The 14,118-nt window shown below is 45.5% G+C and carries 24 protein-coding genes; all 24 read left to right on the forward strand.

Annotated features, from left to right (window positions below; translation table 11 throughout):
- The first annotated feature begins 42 nt into the window (after positions 1–42).
- Complete coding sequence (gene rplB, locus F6K57_RS26700) at positions 43–906, forward strand: 50S ribosomal protein L2 (RefSeq protein ID WP_070390685.1); 864 nt, start codon at positions 43–45, stop codon at positions 904–906.
- Positions 907–1,017: 111 nt separating this feature from the next.
- Positions 1,018–1,293, forward strand: coding sequence for a 30S ribosomal protein S19 (gene rpsS / locus F6K57_RS26705; RefSeq protein WP_071102183.1), 276 nt, complete (start codon positions 1,018–1,020; stop codon positions 1,291–1,293).
- Positions 1,294–1,343: 50 nt separating this feature from the next.
- Positions 1,344–1,703 (forward strand): 50S ribosomal protein L22, encoded by a 360-nt coding sequence (rplV, locus tag F6K57_RS26710; RefSeq protein ID WP_071102182.1) that lies wholly within the window; start codon positions 1,344–1,346, stop codon positions 1,701–1,703.
- Positions 1,704–1,779: 76 nt separating this feature from the next.
- The gene (gene rpsC, locus F6K57_RS26715) at positions 1,780–2,505 is read left to right on the forward strand and encodes a 30S ribosomal protein S3 (RefSeq protein WP_293020898.1); all 726 of its coding nucleotides are present in this window, start codon (positions 1,780–1,782) and stop codon (positions 2,503–2,505) included.
- Positions 2,506–2,590: 85 nt separating this feature from the next.
- Positions 2,591–3,010, forward strand: coding sequence for a 50S ribosomal protein L16 (rplP, locus tag F6K57_RS26720; RefSeq protein ID WP_071102180.1), 420 nt, complete (start codon positions 2,591–2,593; stop codon positions 3,008–3,010).
- Positions 3,011–3,013: 3 nt separating this feature from the next.
- The gene (gene rpmC, locus F6K57_RS26725; RefSeq protein ID WP_293071536.1) at positions 3,014–3,295 is read left to right on the forward strand and encodes a 50S ribosomal protein L29; all 282 of its coding nucleotides are present in this window, start codon (positions 3,014–3,016) and stop codon (positions 3,293–3,295) included.
- 8 nt (positions 3,296–3,303) lie between these two features.
- A complete protein-coding gene (gene rpsQ, locus F6K57_RS26730; RefSeq protein ID WP_071102179.1) occupies positions 3,304–3,552 on the forward strand; it encodes a 30S ribosomal protein S17 in 249 nt (82 codons plus the stop codon).
- Positions 3,553–3,703: 151 nt separating this feature from the next.
- Positions 3,704–4,072, forward strand: coding sequence for a 50S ribosomal protein L14 (gene rplN, locus F6K57_RS26735; RefSeq protein WP_070390681.1), 369 nt, complete (start codon positions 3,704–3,706; stop codon positions 4,070–4,072).
- On the forward strand, positions 4,072–4,434 hold the full coding sequence (gene rplX / locus F6K57_RS26740) for a 50S ribosomal protein L24 (protein WP_293071537.1): 363 nt from the start codon (positions 4,072–4,074) through the stop codon (positions 4,432–4,434). The genes rplN and rplX overlap by 1 nt, the downstream gene beginning before the upstream one ends.
- A 156-nt stretch (positions 4,435–4,590) precedes the next feature.
- Entirely contained in the window at positions 4,591–5,136 is a 546-nt protein-coding gene (gene rplE / locus F6K57_RS26745) for a 50S ribosomal protein L5 (RefSeq protein WP_293020893.1), read from the forward strand.
- A 23-nt stretch (positions 5,137–5,159) separates the two neighbouring features.
- Positions 5,160–5,561: a 30S ribosomal protein S8 gene (gene rpsH / locus F6K57_RS26750; RefSeq protein ID WP_008191196.1), complete on the forward strand. Its 402-nt coding sequence runs from the start codon at positions 5,160–5,162 to the stop codon at positions 5,559–5,561.
- A gap of 268 nt (positions 5,562–5,829) precedes the next feature.
- Positions 5,830–6,369 carry a 50S ribosomal protein L6 gene (gene rplF / locus F6K57_RS26755; RefSeq protein WP_293071538.1) on the forward strand — a complete coding sequence of 180 codons (540 nt, stop codon included), beginning with the start codon at positions 5,830–5,832 and terminating at the stop codon, positions 6,367–6,369.
- Between the two features lie 3 nt (positions 6,370–6,372).
- Positions 6,373–6,735, forward strand: coding sequence for a 50S ribosomal protein L18 (gene rplR / locus F6K57_RS26760; protein WP_008191189.1), 363 nt, complete (start codon positions 6,373–6,375; stop codon positions 6,733–6,735).
- Positions 6,736–6,850: 115 nt separating this feature from the next.
- On the forward strand, positions 6,851–7,372 hold the full coding sequence (gene rpsE / locus F6K57_RS26765) for a 30S ribosomal protein S5 (RefSeq protein ID WP_008191187.1): 522 nt from the start codon (positions 6,851–6,853) through the stop codon (positions 7,370–7,372).
- 102 nt (positions 7,373–7,474) lie between these two features.
- Complete coding sequence (gene rplO / locus F6K57_RS26770; RefSeq protein ID WP_070390675.1) at positions 7,475–7,924, forward strand: 50S ribosomal protein L15; 450 nt, start codon at positions 7,475–7,477, stop codon at positions 7,922–7,924.
- 44 nt (positions 7,925–7,968) lie between these two features.
- On the forward strand, positions 7,969–9,309 hold the full coding sequence (gene secY / locus F6K57_RS26775) for a preprotein translocase subunit SecY (RefSeq protein ID WP_071102175.1): 1,341 nt from the start codon (positions 7,969–7,971) through the stop codon (positions 9,307–9,309).
- Between the two features lie 124 nt (positions 9,310–9,433).
- A complete protein-coding gene (locus tag F6K57_RS26780; RefSeq protein WP_293043879.1) occupies positions 9,434–9,997 on the forward strand; it encodes an adenylate kinase in 564 nt (187 codons plus the stop codon).
- A 327-nt stretch (positions 9,998–10,324) separates the two neighbouring features.
- The gene (gene infA, locus F6K57_RS26785; protein WP_008191178.1) at positions 10,325–10,549 is read left to right on the forward strand and encodes a translation initiation factor IF-1; all 225 of its coding nucleotides are present in this window, start codon (positions 10,325–10,327) and stop codon (positions 10,547–10,549) included.
- A 102-nt stretch (positions 10,550–10,651) separates the two neighbouring features.
- Positions 10,652–10,765, forward strand: a complete 114-nt coding sequence (rpmJ, locus tag F6K57_RS26790) for a 50S ribosomal protein L36 (RefSeq protein WP_075895709.1) — start codon at positions 10,652–10,654, stop codon at positions 10,763–10,765.
- Positions 10,766–10,836: 71 nt separating this feature from the next.
- Positions 10,837–11,220, forward strand: a complete 384-nt coding sequence (rpsM, locus tag F6K57_RS26795; RefSeq protein ID WP_008191169.1) for a 30S ribosomal protein S13 — start codon at positions 10,837–10,839, stop codon at positions 11,218–11,220.
- A gap of 186 nt (positions 11,221–11,406) precedes the next feature.
- Positions 11,407–11,799, forward strand: coding sequence for a 30S ribosomal protein S11 (gene rpsK, locus F6K57_RS26800; RefSeq protein ID WP_008191167.1), 393 nt, complete (start codon positions 11,407–11,409; stop codon positions 11,797–11,799).
- A gap of 152 nt (positions 11,800–11,951) precedes the next feature.
- Complete coding sequence (locus tag F6K57_RS26805) at positions 11,952–12,896, forward strand: DNA-directed RNA polymerase subunit alpha (protein WP_293020883.1); 945 nt, start codon at positions 11,952–11,954, stop codon at positions 12,894–12,896.
- Positions 12,897–12,999: 103 nt separating this feature from the next.
- A complete protein-coding gene (rplQ, locus tag F6K57_RS26810; RefSeq protein ID WP_293020882.1) occupies positions 13,000–13,350 on the forward strand; it encodes a 50S ribosomal protein L17 in 351 nt (116 codons plus the stop codon).
- A 61-nt stretch (positions 13,351–13,411) separates the two neighbouring features.
- The coding region (truA, locus tag F6K57_RS26815) for a tRNA pseudouridine(38-40) synthase TruA (protein WP_293071539.1) at positions 13,412–14,118 on the forward strand (707 nt) is incomplete at its 3' end.

Here is a 14,118-nt window from a genome sequence, read left to right on the forward strand (position 1 = left end):
AAGACAAACTAGTCAAGACAAACTAATTAAAAAATACTTGTTATGGGCATCCGTAGCTATAGACCATACACCCCAGGCACTCGTCAGGGTACTGTCTCAGACTTCGCTGAGATTACTCGGACTGAGCCAGAAAAATCCCTAACCAAGTCTAAGCATCGTAAAAAAGGTCGCAATAATCGCGGTGTTATTACCTGTCGCCATCGCGGTGGCGGACATAAGCGTCTATACAGGGTAATTGACTTCCGCCGGGATAAGCACAATATTCCAGCAAAAGTGGCAGCAATTGAGTATGACCCCAATCGGAATGCTAGGATTGCGCTCCTCTACTATCAAGATGGGGAAAAGCGATATATCTTGCATCCTGTGGGTTTGGAAGTGGGGTCAAGCATCATATCTGGGCCTGACTCTCCCATCGAAATAGGCAATGCCTTGCCCCTAAAGGATATTCCCTTAGGCACAAACGTGCATAACGTTGAACTGATCCCAGGGCGAGGAGCACAGATTGTTCGTGCTGCCGGGGCAACTGCTCAAGTGCAAGCAAAAGAAGGTGACTATGTCACCCTAAAGCTGCCCTCTAGTGAAGTCAGGATGTTGCGTAAAGAATGCTACGCCACTATTGGACAGGTCGGTAATGTTGAAGCGAGAAACTTGAGTTTAGGCAAAGCTGGTCGCAATCGACATAGAGGCCGTCGTCCCCAAGTACGGGGCAGTGTAATGAACCCGGTAGATCACCCCCATGGCGGTGGTGAGGGTAGAGCTCCGATTGGTAGAAGTGGTCCAGTAACCCCCTGGGGTAAACCAGCCTTGGGAGCCAAAACTCGTAAGGTCAAAAAGCAAAGTAGTTCTTTAATTGTCCGGCGTAGGCGGAAATCCTCGAAGCGAGGGCGCGGCGGTCGCGATTCTTAAGGAGTTGAACGTTAAAGTTAGCAGGTTAAAGGTTGTAACTAGCAACTACTAACTACAAACTAGCAACTATTAACTACCAACTAACAACTAAAAACTAACGAGCGTTGAATTATGGGTCGTTCATTAAAAAAAGGTCCTTTTATAGCCGATAGTCTTCTGACTAAGATTGAAACCTTGAATGCTAAAGGCCAAAAACAGGTGATTAAAACCTGGTCAAGAGCCTCAACCATTGTGCCGCAGATGGTAGGTCACACCATTGCCGTTCATAACGGGCGGACACATGTACCAGTTTTTATCAATGAGCAGATGGTAGGTCATAAGCTGGGCGAATTTGCCCCGACTCGAACATTTCGGGGACATGTTAAGGATGGTAAGGCCCGTCGTTAAAGTGATTAGTTCAGTAGTTAGTAGCTATAAAGAAAGCAAATGATGGAACGATGGCGATAGACACTACAGCAGAAACTAAAGCGATCGCACGCTACATTCGAATGTCTCCAAGTAAGGTCAGGCGAGTACTTGACCAAATTCGAGGGCGTTCCTATCGGGAAGCTCTGATCATTCTGGAATTCATGCCCTACCGGGCTTGCCAACCAGTATTGAAAGTACTACGCTCCGCTGTTGCCAATGCTGAACACAATTCAGGTATTGACCCGGCTAGCTTATACATCACTAAAGCTTTTGCGGATATGGGACCAAGCTTGAAGCGATATCGACCAAGGGCTCAAGGTCGTGCTTATCAGATTCGCAAGCCAACCTGTCATATCACAGTGGCTGTTTCTCCAGAAGTAGATGATTAGTTAGTGAGTTAATTGAGAATTACCAAGGGCAAACACTAATAGCGCTATGGCTCGATAATAGGGAAAGAAAAGAACAGTGGGACAGAAAATACATCCAATTGGTTTTCGGCTAGGTATCACGCAAGAGCATCGCTCTCGCTGGTTTGCCGACTCAAAGCGTTATCCGCTTCTGTTGCAGGAAGACTACCAAATCAGACAATATGTTGAGAAAAACCTCAATAATGCTGGAATTTCTGACATCCGGATTGAGCGCAAAGCTGACCAGATTGATTTAGAAATTCATACAGCTCGACCTGGGGTAGTTGTTGGTCGTGGTGGCAGTGGTATTGAGTCTTTGCGTGTCGGTCTGCAAAAAGCCCTGCACAACAGTCGTCAAATTCGCATCAACGTTGTAGAAGTATCGCGGGTGGATGCAGATGCTACCCTAATTGCCGAGTACATTGCCCAACAACTAGAGCGCCGAGTTTCCTTCAGACGAGTGGTTCGTCAAGCAATTCAGCGGGCTCAGCGGGCTGATGTCCAAGGCATTAAAGTTCAGGTAGGTGGTCGGTTAAATGGAGCTGAAATTGCCCGAAGCGAGTGGACTCGTGAAGGACGAGTTCCCCTCCATACCCTCCGGGCAAATATTGACTATTCCTACAAAACGGCTCAAACCATTTATGGAATTTTGGGCATTAAAGTTTGGGTGTTCAAAGGGGAAGTGATTCCCGGTCAAGAAGAAAAGCCTACCCCTAACACAGCTCAACCTCGTCGCCGTCAGCCAAAACGCCGCCAGCAGTTTGAAGACCGGTCAAATGACTAGTTACTAATGACTAGTCATTTTAAAATTGCTTGCTTGTTAATTGTCAGTTTTCAGTTTTCGATTTTCAATTAACAAAGAACAAATTATGTTAAGTCCAAAAAGAACAAAATTTCGCAAACAGCACCGGGGAAGAATGAAGGGTATGGCCACTCGTGGCAGTACCATTAACTTTGGTGATTATGCGCTGCAAGCCACAGAACCAGCTTGGATTACCTCCCGCCAAATCGAAGCAGGTCGTCGGGCAATGACCCGCTACGTTCGTCGTGGTGGCAAAATCTGGATTCGAATTTTCCCAGATAAACCAGTCACCATGCGTCCAGCAGAAACTCGTATGGGTTCTGGAAAAGGTTCCCCAGAGTTTTGGGTAGCAGTAGTTAAACCCGGTCGGATTATCTATGAAATCGCTGGGGTAAGCGAAGAGGTTGCTCGCGAAGCCATGCGTCTGGCTGCTAACAAATTTCCGATTAAATTGAAGTTCATTTCTCGTGAAGGGGAACAGGTATAAGCTATGGCTCTGCCCAAGATAGAAGATGCTAGAAGCCTGAGCGATGCCGAACTGGAGCAGGAAATTTTAGCAGCTAAGCGTCAGTTGTTTGACTTGCGCCTGCAAAAGGCAACCAAACGCTTAGAAAAACCTCACCAGTTTAAGCATCTGAAGCACCGAATCGCTCAGCTAATGACAGTAGAACGAGAACGCCAACTCGCTCAGAAAGAATCAACAGATACCTCACAAAGTGATACCCCACAATCAGAAGAAAGTGATACCCCACAATCAGAATCAGACGAATAGGAAAGATTATGGCAGCAAAAGAGAGAGTTGGCCTGGTGGTCAGCGACAAAATGGACAAAACTGTGGTGGTGGCTATTGAAAATCGGTCTCCCCACCCAAAGTACGGCAAAATTGTTGTGCGTACCAAGCGATACAAAGCTCATGATGAGGAAAATAAATGTAAAGAAGGCGATCGCGTTCGGATTAGAGAAACACGACCACTGAGTCGTACCAAACGCTGGATGGTTGCTGAAATCGTCAGTAGTTCCTCAAAATAGCGAGTTAACCATAGTCGATGTGGGTTCTCCACGACCTACAAATGTGCGTGAGATCTCGGAAGAAAATCCTTTCGGAATTGGAAACTTACCAAGGTTTAACTCATAACTCGTTTAACTCATAACTGATTACTCTATTAGAGGAGGAACACTGATGATTCAACAAGAGAGCTACCTAAACGTTGCTGACAACAGTGGAGCCAGAAAAATAATGTGCATCCGCGTTATTGGTGCTGGAAATCGGCGCTACGGTGGTGTGGGTGATGTAATTATTGGTGTGGTCAAAGATGCCATTCCAAATATGGGGGTCAAAAAGTCAGATGTAGTTAGGGCTGTGATTGTGCGCACCCGCAAGGGCCTACGTCGGGAAAGCGGTATGAGTATTCGCTTTGATGACAACGCAGCAGTAATCATAAACGCAGATGGCAATCCCAGAGGTACCCGGGTTTTTGGCCCTGTAGCGCGGGAACTGCGAGAGAAAAACTTCACAAAAATTATATCCCTTGCTCCGGAGGTACTCTGATGCCAAGTAAACACAAGAAGGCACAAACTGATACCCCATTACGCTACAAAATGCACGTTAAAAAGGGCGACACGGTACAAGTGATTGCCGGTCGAGATAAAGGCAAAATTGGAGAAATCTTGCGGACGCTACCCAAAATTAGCAAGGTAGTAGTCAAAGGAGTTAACGTCAAAACTAAGCATGTCAAGCCTCAACAGGAAGGTGAGAAAGGTCAAATTGCTACGTTTGAAGCTCCAATCCATAGCTCCAACGTTATGCTTTACTCGAATAAAGAAAAAATTGCCAGCCGCATCTGCTATACCTTTACCGATGAGGGTCGTAAGGTGCGGATGCTCAAAAAAACTGGTGAGATTATTGACTAATTAGTCCCTAGTCCTTAATCCTTAGTCCTCAGTAATCAAAAAAGTAACAAAAAAATTACTATTGGCAGTTACTAATGGCTAATGGTCAATGACCAATGACTAATAACTAATCACAATTGCCCTGACCAAGCCCAGGGAAATCAAAGGAAAAAAACTATGACAAAAGGGTTAAAAATCCTATACCAGGAAACAATAGTCCCCAAATTAAAAGAGCAATTCGGTTACAAAAACATTCATCAAGTACCGAAATTAGTCAAAGTTAGTCTTAACCGAGGATTAGGAGAGGCATCTCAAAATGCCAAGGCTCTGGAATCGTCGGTAAGCGAAATTGCGATCATCACTGGTCAAAAACCGGTGGTCACACGAGCAAAACAAGCGATCGCGGGTTTTAAAATCCGTGCTGGGATGCCTGTTGGTGTCACGGTTACCCTCCGTTCAGAGCGTATGTACTCCTTTCTAGAGCGGCTAATTAACTTAGCCCTACCAAGAATTCGGGACTTTCGGGGTCTTAGCCCTAGAAGCTTTGACGGTCGTGGTAACTACACTCTTGGGGTGCGAGAGCAACTCATTTTTCCAGAAGTAGACTACGACAGCATCGATCAGATTCGTGGTATGGATATTACCATAGTCACCACTGCCAACACTGACGAAGAAGGTCGCGCCTTACTCAAAGAGATGGGAATGCCTTTCCGGGAGAAATAAGCCTGTAATCATAGGAAGGAACAATGCCGGCAAACGACACAATTGCAGATATGCTGACCCGCATTAGAAATGCCTGCTTGGTTCGGCATCAAACAACAAATGTACAATCAACTAAAATGACCCGGGCGATTGCCCAAGTACTCAAAGAAGAAGGCTTTATTACTGATTTTGAGGAAGCAGGCGAAGGGGTCAAAAAATACTTAGTTGTTTCCCTAAAATACAAGGGCAACAATCGCAAACCAATTATCAGAGCCCTGAAGCGGGTGAGTAAACCGGGATTGCGAGTTTACTCCAACCGTAAAGAACTGCCAAGAGTCTTGGGAGGGATTGGGATTGCTATTATCTCTACTTCTAATGGCATCATGACCGACCGGGAAGCAAGGCGTCGGGGAATTGGTGGTGAAGTTCTGTGTTACGTATGGTAAAGGATGAAGCATGAAGGATGAAGGATATACTAAGAGCCGTCAGCTGACGCGCTACTTAAAAATCTTCTAGGCTTGCCAGCTATCAGCTGAAAGCCCCTGTAGCTTAGAGCATCAGTTCGAGCAGCCAGATCAGTATATGCCCAACGGTTCGATAACAACCTAGGATTGATCGGATTAGCTGATTAACCAATTCATGACATGGTTCATACTTCATACTTCATACTTCATACTTCATAGTTCATACTTCTTTAGTTAGGAGGATTATTTTATGTCACGTATTGGCAAGCGCCCTATACCAATTCCCAGTAAAGTTACTGTAACAATAGACGGTCAACAGGTTAAGGTCAAAGGTTCCAAAGGTGAACTGGATTGGGTTTTGCCAGATACAATTAAAGCTGAGCAAGTTGGTGAAACTGTAGAGGTTTCCCGGCGCGAAGAAACCCGAACCGCCCGTGAAAGTCATGGTTTGTCTCGTACTCTGGTTGCCAACATGATTGAGGGAGTCTCCAAAGGCTTTGAAAAACGTTTGGACATTCAGGGAGTCGGTTATCGAGCTCAAGTGAAAGGTCGAAATCTAATTTTAAACGTTGGTTACAGCCAGCCAGTGGAGATCGTTCCTCCTGAGGGGATTGAAGTCAAAGTTGAAAACAACACCAACGTGATTGTCAGTGGCATCAACAAAGAAGTTGTAGGCAACACAGCTGCAAAAATTCGTGCAGTTCGACCCCCAGAAGTCTATAAAGGTAAAGGCATTCGATATGCCGGTGAAGTAGTCAGACGTAAAGCTGGTAAAGCAGGTAAGAAGTAAACTATGAAACTTACTCGAAAAGAATCTATACGACACAGACATAGGCGGGTACGCCGGAAAGTCAGTGGTACTGCTGAACGCCCAAGATTAGCTGTATTTCGCTCTAATGAGCACATTTATGTGCAAGTTATCGATGACAATCAGCAACATACCATAGTGGCAGCTTCAACGTTAGAACCAGCTCTGAGATCTGAACTCAAATCTGGAGCCACTTGTGAAGCCTCAGCTAAAGTGGGTCAGTTGGTGGCCCAGCGAGCACTAGAAAAAGGTCTCAAGAAAGTGGTCTTTGACCGTGGGGGATACCTATATCATGGTCGTGTCAAAGCTTTAGCAGAAGCTGCTCGTGAAGCAGGGCTAGATTTTTAGTAAATGCTAATTAAAAATTGAGAACTGACAATTGCAATTAGTTAAGAGTTAGCAGCGATAAATTAGCTAATCTTTGATTACTTACTATCATTCATGATTTAATCTATAGCGAACTATGGCAAATCGGAGAAAAAACAACCGCTCTAAAGAAAAAGAAAGTAATTGGCAAGAGCGGGTTATCCAAATCCGCCGCGTTAGTAAGGTGGTCAAAGGGGGCAAAAAATTGAGCTTCCGCGCCATCGTAGTTGTAGGTAATGAAAAAGGTCAAGTGGGGGTTGGTGTAGGCAAAGCCAGTGATGTAATTGGTGCTGTCCGTAAAGGAGTTGCTGATGCTAAAAAGCAACTCATTGATGTACCCTTAACCAAAACTAATTCCATTCCTCACCCATCTAGAGGTAGGGCTGTAGGAGCCAAAGTGATCATGCGACCTGCTGCTCCAGGAACTGGGGTGATTGCTGGTGGTGCTGTGCGCACAGTACTTGAGTTAGCTGGAGTTAAAAATGTCTTAGCTAAACAGCTTGGTTCCAATAACCCCCTCAATAATGCTAGAGCAGCAATCAACTCTCTTGATTCCCTGCGCACATTTTCAGAGGTGGCTCAAGAACGAGATATTCCCCTTGAACAAATCTATGCATAAATTAAAAACCAGGTAGGTAGAAATAAAAGTAATATGCTCAAGGTTGACGGTTTAGCGTCAGCCGTCAATCAAAAAAAAACATTTTTATCCTTACAAAAAACGATGAGAATCAATGATGCAGTCCCCAAACAAGGCTCCAAAAAGCGCCGACGCCGTGTAGGTCGTGGCATTGCTGCTGGTCAAGGGGCTAGCTGCGGTTTTGGAATGCGTGGTCAAAAATCCCGTTCAGGTCGAGGGACAAGACCTGGTTTTGAAGGGGGTCAGATGCCCTTATATCGCCGTATTCCCAAGTTAAAACACTTTACGGTCATTAACCCCAAACATTACACTACAATCAACGTAGGTAAGTTGGCATCACTTCCCGCCAATACTGAGGTAACTTTGGAATCCTTGTTGGAGACAGGTTTGGTCACCACCAATGATGGTCCATTGAAACTACTCGGTGATGGGGAGCTGAATGTGCCACTCAATATCAAAGCTGCTGCCTTTACAAGTGGTGCCCGCCAAAAAATCGAGGCGGCTGGTGGCAGCTGGGAAGTTATAGCTAAGTAACCCCTTTAGCCCTTATGCTCCTGTATCTTCAAGAGGTACCTTAAATGACTGTCAGTCGAGACAAAGCCCCAACTGCTCAAGAGACGTTTATGCAAATGGCTCAAGCGGCTGGCCTTAGAGGTCGGCTGCTTGTCACCGTTGGTTTGTTGATTTTAGCCCGCTTGGGTGTCTTTCTTCCTGTACCAGGAATTGATCGAGCCAGATTTTCAGCAGAACTGCAGAATAGCCCCTTTGTCGGTCTTTTAGACTTTTTCTCTGGTGGTGGTTTTTCCGCCCTAGGGATTTTTGCCTTGGGAATTTTGCCTTATATTAATGCTTCGATTATCCTACAACTGCTAACCGCAGCAATTCCTGCTTTAGAAAATTTGCAGAAAAATGAAGGTGAAGCAGGGCGTCGAAAAATCGGTCAGATTACCCGTTATGTTGCCCTAGGCTGGTCTGTGATTCAAAGTATTGGCTTATCGTTGTGGGCACAGCGGTTTGCTGTTGAACCAGGCGCATTCTTCGTGTTTGAAACTGTCCTTGCCCTCACGGCTGGCTCTATGTTCGTGATGTGGTTATCAGAGTTAATTACTGAACGAGGCATTGGCAACGGAGCTTCACTGTTGATTTTTGTCAATATTGTTGCTGTTTTGCCCCGCACCTTGGGTCAAACCATTGAACTGGCTCAGACCGGGGGTCGAGAAACCGTGGGTAAGGTAATTGTGCTGCTGTTAGTTTTCCTAGTCATGATTGTCGGTATTGTATTTGTGCAAGAAGGCAGCCGACGCATTCCGATTATTACTGCCAGACGTCAAGTTGGTAAGCGCCTTTACCGGGAGCGGAAAAATTATTTGCCCCTAAGGCTAAACCAAGGTGGCGTGATGCCAATTATCTTTGCCTCAGCCGTCTTAATCCTACCCACATCTCTAGCTGGAATAACTAGTGGCGATAATAGCAATGGATTGTTAGCCCCAATCAATCAAGTCCTAATTCAGATTGCCAATTATCTCAACCCCAATGGTCAAACTCCTTGGGTCTATGTTGCTGTCTATTTAGTGTTGATTTTGTTCTTTAGCTACTTCTACGCCTCCCTGATTATCAACCCAGTAGATATGTCCCAGAATTTGAAGAAAATGGGGGCAAGTATCCCTGGTATTCGACCAGGAAGAGCTACCAGTGAATATATAGAGAGAGTTTTGAACCGACTGACCTTATTAGGAGCAATTTTCCTAGGACTGGTAGCTGTAGTACCAACTGCAGTCGAAAGCGCCACTGGTGTAACCACATTTAGAGGATTAGGTGCCACATCGTTGCTGATTTTGGTGGGAGTTGCCATCGATACAGCCAAGCAAATTCAAACCTACGTGATTTCCCAGCGTTACGAAGGTATGGTCAAGCAGTAAAATCATTGGGCTTTGGAAGCAGCAGCTTTTTTCGGTGAATGAACCTCAAATTTTCGGGTCAGTTGGTTTTTGTTCATTACCTAGGACAAAAACCAACTGACACATCACCCATGACACATGACACATGAAAAGATTAATCTTTTTAGGACCTCCAGGAGCAGGTAAAGGAACTCAAGCCAAAATTGTGGCTGAACAACTAGGGATTCCTCACATTTCAACCGGGGAAATTTTGCGAGGTGCTGTTAGTGCTCAAACCCTCCTGGGTCAAAAAGCTCAGTCCTATATGGATAAGGGAGAATTGGTGCCTGACGAGTTGCTCATAGATCTGATCCGCGATCGCCTAAATCAACCCGATGCTCAAAAGGGTTGGATATTAGACGGTTTTCCCCGTAACGTCAGCCAAGCCCATTTCTTGAATGACCTGTTGCAGGAGCTTGACCAAACTTTGGATGGTGCCATCAACCTGGAAGTTCCAGATCAGGTTTTGATCGACAGACTATTGGAAAGGGGTCGTAAGGAGGGACGTACAGATGATAATGAGGAAACTATCCGCACACGTCTTGAGGTCTATAACCATCAAACAGCTCCTTTGGTGGAATTTTACCGAGAACACTCAGCTTTAAAATCGATTAATGGTGATCTCTCCTTAGAGCAAGTCACAGAATCGATTAAACAGGTTCTAGGGTAATGATTTTAGGGTAAACCGGTTAGCGTGTAAATTCGTAAAACCCCCTGCGTCCGGCAGGTCAGCCATCATCTGACCCTATTGTAGCTAATACCATTAGCCTAATACGACTAATTTAGACTAATGGTTCTTATAATGGTTCGACCGGTGTAACCTATGCTTTGAGCTAGCCCACGGGAAAAATGCTTCCCTCACCCCGCTACTCCAAATTTGGTGGCAAAGTCATTTAGTTGGTATAATTTTGGATTTGATAAAATATGTTAAGACTCCCTGAATTAAATAATCAAAATTTAGAACCTAGGGGGATAGTTGTATTGAGGTTAAAACACGTTGGCTAAACAAGACTTAATTGAAATGGAAGGCACGGTGACCGAATCCCTGCCGAATGCCATGTTCCGGGTTGACTTGGACAATGGCTTTAATGTCCTAGCTCATATTTCCGGTAAAATCCGTCGGAATTACATCAAAATTCTGCCTGGAGACCGGGTCAAAGTTGAACTAACCCCCTACGATTTAACCAAAGGTAGGATTACCTACCGCCTGCGTAAGAAGTAAAACTAGCAGTGACTTCTGTTTTATTAAAAATCAGTTAAATTTGACAAGTCAACCAAAAAAAAGATATAATAACCAACTGCATTATGTCCAGAAAAAAAAGACATGAAAGTTAGACCATCTGTCCGAAAAATGTGTGAGAAGTGCCGCGTAATTAAACGCCACGGTCGAGTTATGGTAATTTGCCCCAATCCCAAGCACAAACAGCGTCAGGGATAAATCTCAAATCCATACACTTAATCCATACATTTAATTTGTAGCACAAAACTTCAGTCAAGGGAGAACCAAGCGTGGCTCGGATTGCCAGTGTAGACCTACCTCGCGATAAACGTGTAGAAATAGGTCTGACCTACATTTATGGAATCGGTCTGTCGCGGTCTAAAGACATTTTAGCAGCAACAGGAGTTAACCCAGATACGAGGGTTAAGGATTTGACCGATGCGGAGGTGGCTGCCCTCAGAGCAGCTGTCGAAAAAAATTATCAGGTGGAAGGGGATTTAAGGCGCTGGCAGTCAATGAACATCAAGCGCCTAGTAGATATTGGTACCTATCGCGGACGTCGTCATCGCATGGGACTGCCCGTGAGAGGACAGCGAACCCGCACTAATGCCCGTACCCGTCGCGGTAGACGAGTGACTATCGCTGGAAAGAAAAAAGCACCGGCTAAGAAGTAATAGCTCTAGTCAGCCCAACTATCCACCACAGCTTTCTTGTCATTGGTCATTCGTCAAAAGTAACTGCCAGGAGACCTTCTGTTAGTCACTTTGGACAAAGGACTTTGGACAAAAGACTTTCGAAAAAATTGTACAGGTTACTCAACCCCAAGATAATCAATCACCCATAGAGTAAAGTCAAGTGACATGGCGCGACCAACAAAAAAAGGTGGTACAAAAAAGCAGAAACGCAATGTACCCAATGGAATAGCATACATCCAGTCTACGTTCAATAATACTATCGTTACCATTTCTGACACCAAAGGGGATGTAGTCTCTTGGGCTTCAGCTGGCTCTAGTGGATTTAAGGGGGCAAAAAAAGGAACTCCCTTCGCTGCTCAGACCGCTGCTGACAGTGCTGCCCGACGAGCCATAGACCAAGGTATGCGTCAGGTGGAAGTGATGGTGAGTGGACCAGGAGCAGGTCGAGAAACCGCTATTCGGGCCCTGCAAGGAGCCGGACTGGAAATCACCCTAATCAGGGATGTAACTCCAATTCCTCATAACGGCTGCCGTCCACCCAAACGGCGTCGAGTATAAGAGTATATTTTTTGCGACCGTTAGGTTGAAAGGAAAGTAGCTTGAAAGGAGGAGGTTCATCAGGAACTTCTTACCCTTTTTACCCTTTGGCTTACTATCCCTTCAACCTGTATTCGGTTAAAGGGGTCTTATGAATAGAGGGAGGTCACTCTGTGGCGCAGTTTCAGATTGAGTGTGTAGAATCCAAAACACTGAAGAACCAAAGTCAGTATAGCAGATTTGTCCTAGAGCCTCTCGAACGTGGTCAAGGCACAACGGTTGGCAACGCCCTCAGACGAGTTTTGCTGTCCAACCTAGAAGGGGCAGCAGTGACGGCTGTCCGGATTGCTGGCGTAAACAATGAGTTTGCCACAATTGAGGGAGTCAGAGAGGATGTCCTGGAAATTATGCTGAATATGAAGGAAGTTGTCCTAAAAAGCTACACCTCTCAACCTCAGATAGGTCGAGTGATGATTACTGGGCCATCCACTGTGAGAGCTGCTCAGTTTGATTTGCCCTCGGAGGTGGAAATTATTGCTCCAGGTCAGTATGTTGCTACCTTAGCAGAAGGGGCTAAGCTGGAAATGGAGTTCCGCATCGAAAAAGGTACAGGATATCGCTCTGTGGAACGGGGGCATGATGAATCAACAGCGGTAGATTTCCTCCAGATTGACTCTGTGTTCATGCCGGTGACTAAAGTAAATTACAGCGTTGAAAATACTCGCATTGATGGTGCTCTGGAAAAGGATCGCTTAAGTTTAGAGGTCTGGACCAATGGTAGTATAACTCCCCAAGAAGCTCTATCTCAAGCGGCTGGTACCCTGGTCGATCTGTTCAATCCTCTTAAGGAGATTAATCTAGAATCTATTAAAGATGACTATGGTGATGATGACGATCCCACCAGCCAAATCCCGATCGAAGAATTACAACTCTCGGTTCGGGCTTACAACTGCCTGAAACGAGCACAGATAAATTCTGTATCCGATTTGCTCGATTATAGTCAGGAAGACCTCCTAGAAATCAAAAACTTTGGTCAAAAGTCGGCTGAAGAAGTGATTGAAGCTCTGCAACGACGTCTAGGAATTACACTGCCCCACGAAAAATCCGCTAAGACTTAACCACAACAATTAAACTTAAGGGACTGGAGAAGCACGCAAGTAGCTAGTCTAAACCCTAGGAATAAAGGCAAATCTTGTTCAAAAAAAAGGAGGAAGCTAAAAAATGCGTCACGGGCGTCGTGTGCCAAAACTGGGCAAGCCAGCAGATCAACGTCGGGCTCTGATGAGATCCCTGACCACTGAATTACTGCGTCATGGTCGAATCACTACCACTAAAGCTCGGGCAAAAGCCATTCGTTCGGAGGTGGAGCGAATCATTACCCTGGCCAAGGATGGTTCATTGGCATCCCGACGTAGGGCAATTGCCTATCTCTACGACAAAAAGTTAGTTCACTCCCTCTTTGCTGGAGTGAACGAGCGATATGGCGATCGCAATGGCGGATATACCCGAATTCTGCGCACGGTGCGGCGTCGTGGTGATAATGCTGAAATATCTATTATTGAACTAGTCTGAGGCAATTAACCATTAAAGCAATTAACCATTAAAAATGTCAATTGTTAATCGTTAATCCATGATGTCTGCCAACGATGCTAAAGCTATCCAGCGAATTGCCCTGGTTATTCAATACCTGGGTAATAACTTTTATGGCTGGCAGCGACAACCAAAGCATCGCAGTGTTCAGTCGGAAATCGAAACAGTTCTGTCCACCGTGCAACAGCGAGCCATAACCCTATATGGTGCTGGTCGTACTGATACAGGGGTTCACGCTGCTGCCCAAGTCGCTCATTTTAATGCCACAGGTCCCATACCAGCCCATCGCTGGGCAGCCATACTCAATAGTAGACTGCCAGAGGATATCTTAGTCCGAGCATCAGCATTAGTATCACCAGACTGGCATGCTCGGTTTAGTGCCATCTGGCGTCGTTATCGATACACAATCTATACCGACGCCTGCCCTAACTTGTTTGTGCAACCCTTTTGTTGGCACTATTATCAAGCTCCCCTTGATGAATCCCTGATTCAGGCAGCCTTAAAACCACTGCTGGGTAAGCATCACTTGGCAGCCTTTCACCGAAGCAACTCGGGGCGATCGCATTCCTGGGTAAATGTGCAAGCAGCCGAATGTTATCGCAATGGACCATTTATTCATATAGAAATTCAAGCTAACGGATTTCTATATGGTATGGTGCGTCTGTTGGTAGGAATGCTAGTACAAGTGGGAATAGGGAAGCTAACCCCAGAACAGTTTACTGACATCTGGGTTAACCAACAGCGGGACAA

It is taken from the genome of Moorena sp. SIO4A5, from assembly GCF_010672005.1.
Classification (GTDB): Bacteria; Cyanobacteriota; Cyanobacteriia; order Cyanobacteriales; family Coleofasciculaceae; genus Moorena.

What these genes read in the sequence shown, in the direction of transcription:
- rplB (WP_070390685.1), top strand. Translation starts at nt 43, where the DNA reads ATGGGCATCCGTAGCTATAGACCATACACCCCAGGCACTCGTCAGGGT.
- rpsS (WP_071102183.1), top strand. Translation starts at nt 1,018, where the DNA reads ATGGGTCGTTCATTAAAAAAAGGTCCTTTTATAGCCGATAGTCTTCTG.
- rplV (WP_071102182.1), top strand. Translation starts at nt 1,344, where the DNA reads ATGGCGATAGACACTACAGCAGAAACTAAAGCGATCGCACGCTACATT.
- rplP (WP_071102180.1), top strand. Translation starts at nt 2,591, where the DNA reads ATGTTAAGTCCAAAAAGAACAAAATTTCGCAAACAGCACCGGGGAAGA.
- rpmC (WP_293071536.1), top strand. Translation starts at nt 3,014, where the DNA reads ATGGCTCTGCCCAAGATAGAAGATGCTAGAAGCCTGAGCGATGCCGAA.
- rpsQ (WP_071102179.1), top strand. Translation starts at nt 3,304, where the DNA reads ATGGCAGCAAAAGAGAGAGTTGGCCTGGTGGTCAGCGACAAAATGGAC.
- rplN (WP_070390681.1), top strand. Translation starts at nt 3,704, where the DNA reads ATGATTCAACAAGAGAGCTACCTAAACGTTGCTGACAACAGTGGAGCC.
- rplX (WP_293071537.1), top strand. Translation starts at nt 4,072, where the DNA reads ATGCCAAGTAAACACAAGAAGGCACAAACTGATACCCCATTACGCTAC.
- rplE (WP_293020893.1), top strand. Translation starts at nt 4,591, where the DNA reads ATGACAAAAGGGTTAAAAATCCTATACCAGGAAACAATAGTCCCCAAA.
- rpsH (WP_008191196.1), top strand. Translation starts at nt 5,160, where the DNA reads ATGCCGGCAAACGACACAATTGCAGATATGCTGACCCGCATTAGAAAT.
- rplF (WP_293071538.1), top strand. Translation starts at nt 5,830, where the DNA reads ATGTCACGTATTGGCAAGCGCCCTATACCAATTCCCAGTAAAGTTACT.
- rplR (WP_008191189.1), top strand. Translation starts at nt 6,373, where the DNA reads ATGAAACTTACTCGAAAAGAATCTATACGACACAGACATAGGCGGGTA.
- rpsE (WP_008191187.1), top strand. Translation starts at nt 6,851, where the DNA reads ATGGCAAATCGGAGAAAAAACAACCGCTCTAAAGAAAAAGAAAGTAAT.
- rplO (WP_070390675.1), top strand. Translation starts at nt 7,475, where the DNA reads ATGAGAATCAATGATGCAGTCCCCAAACAAGGCTCCAAAAAGCGCCGA.
- secY (WP_071102175.1), top strand. Translation starts at nt 7,969, where the DNA reads ATGACTGTCAGTCGAGACAAAGCCCCAACTGCTCAAGAGACGTTTATG.
- F6K57_RS26780 (WP_293043879.1), top strand. Translation starts at nt 9,434, where the DNA reads ATGAAAAGATTAATCTTTTTAGGACCTCCAGGAGCAGGTAAAGGAACT.
- rpmJ (WP_075895709.1), top strand. Translation starts at nt 10,652, where the DNA reads ATGAAAGTTAGACCATCTGTCCGAAAAATGTGTGAGAAGTGCCGCGTA.
- rpsK (WP_008191167.1), top strand. Translation starts at nt 11,407, where the DNA reads ATGGCGCGACCAACAAAAAAAGGTGGTACAAAAAAGCAGAAACGCAAT.
- rplQ (WP_293020882.1), top strand. Translation starts at nt 13,000, where the DNA reads ATGCGTCACGGGCGTCGTGTGCCAAAACTGGGCAAGCCAGCAGATCAA.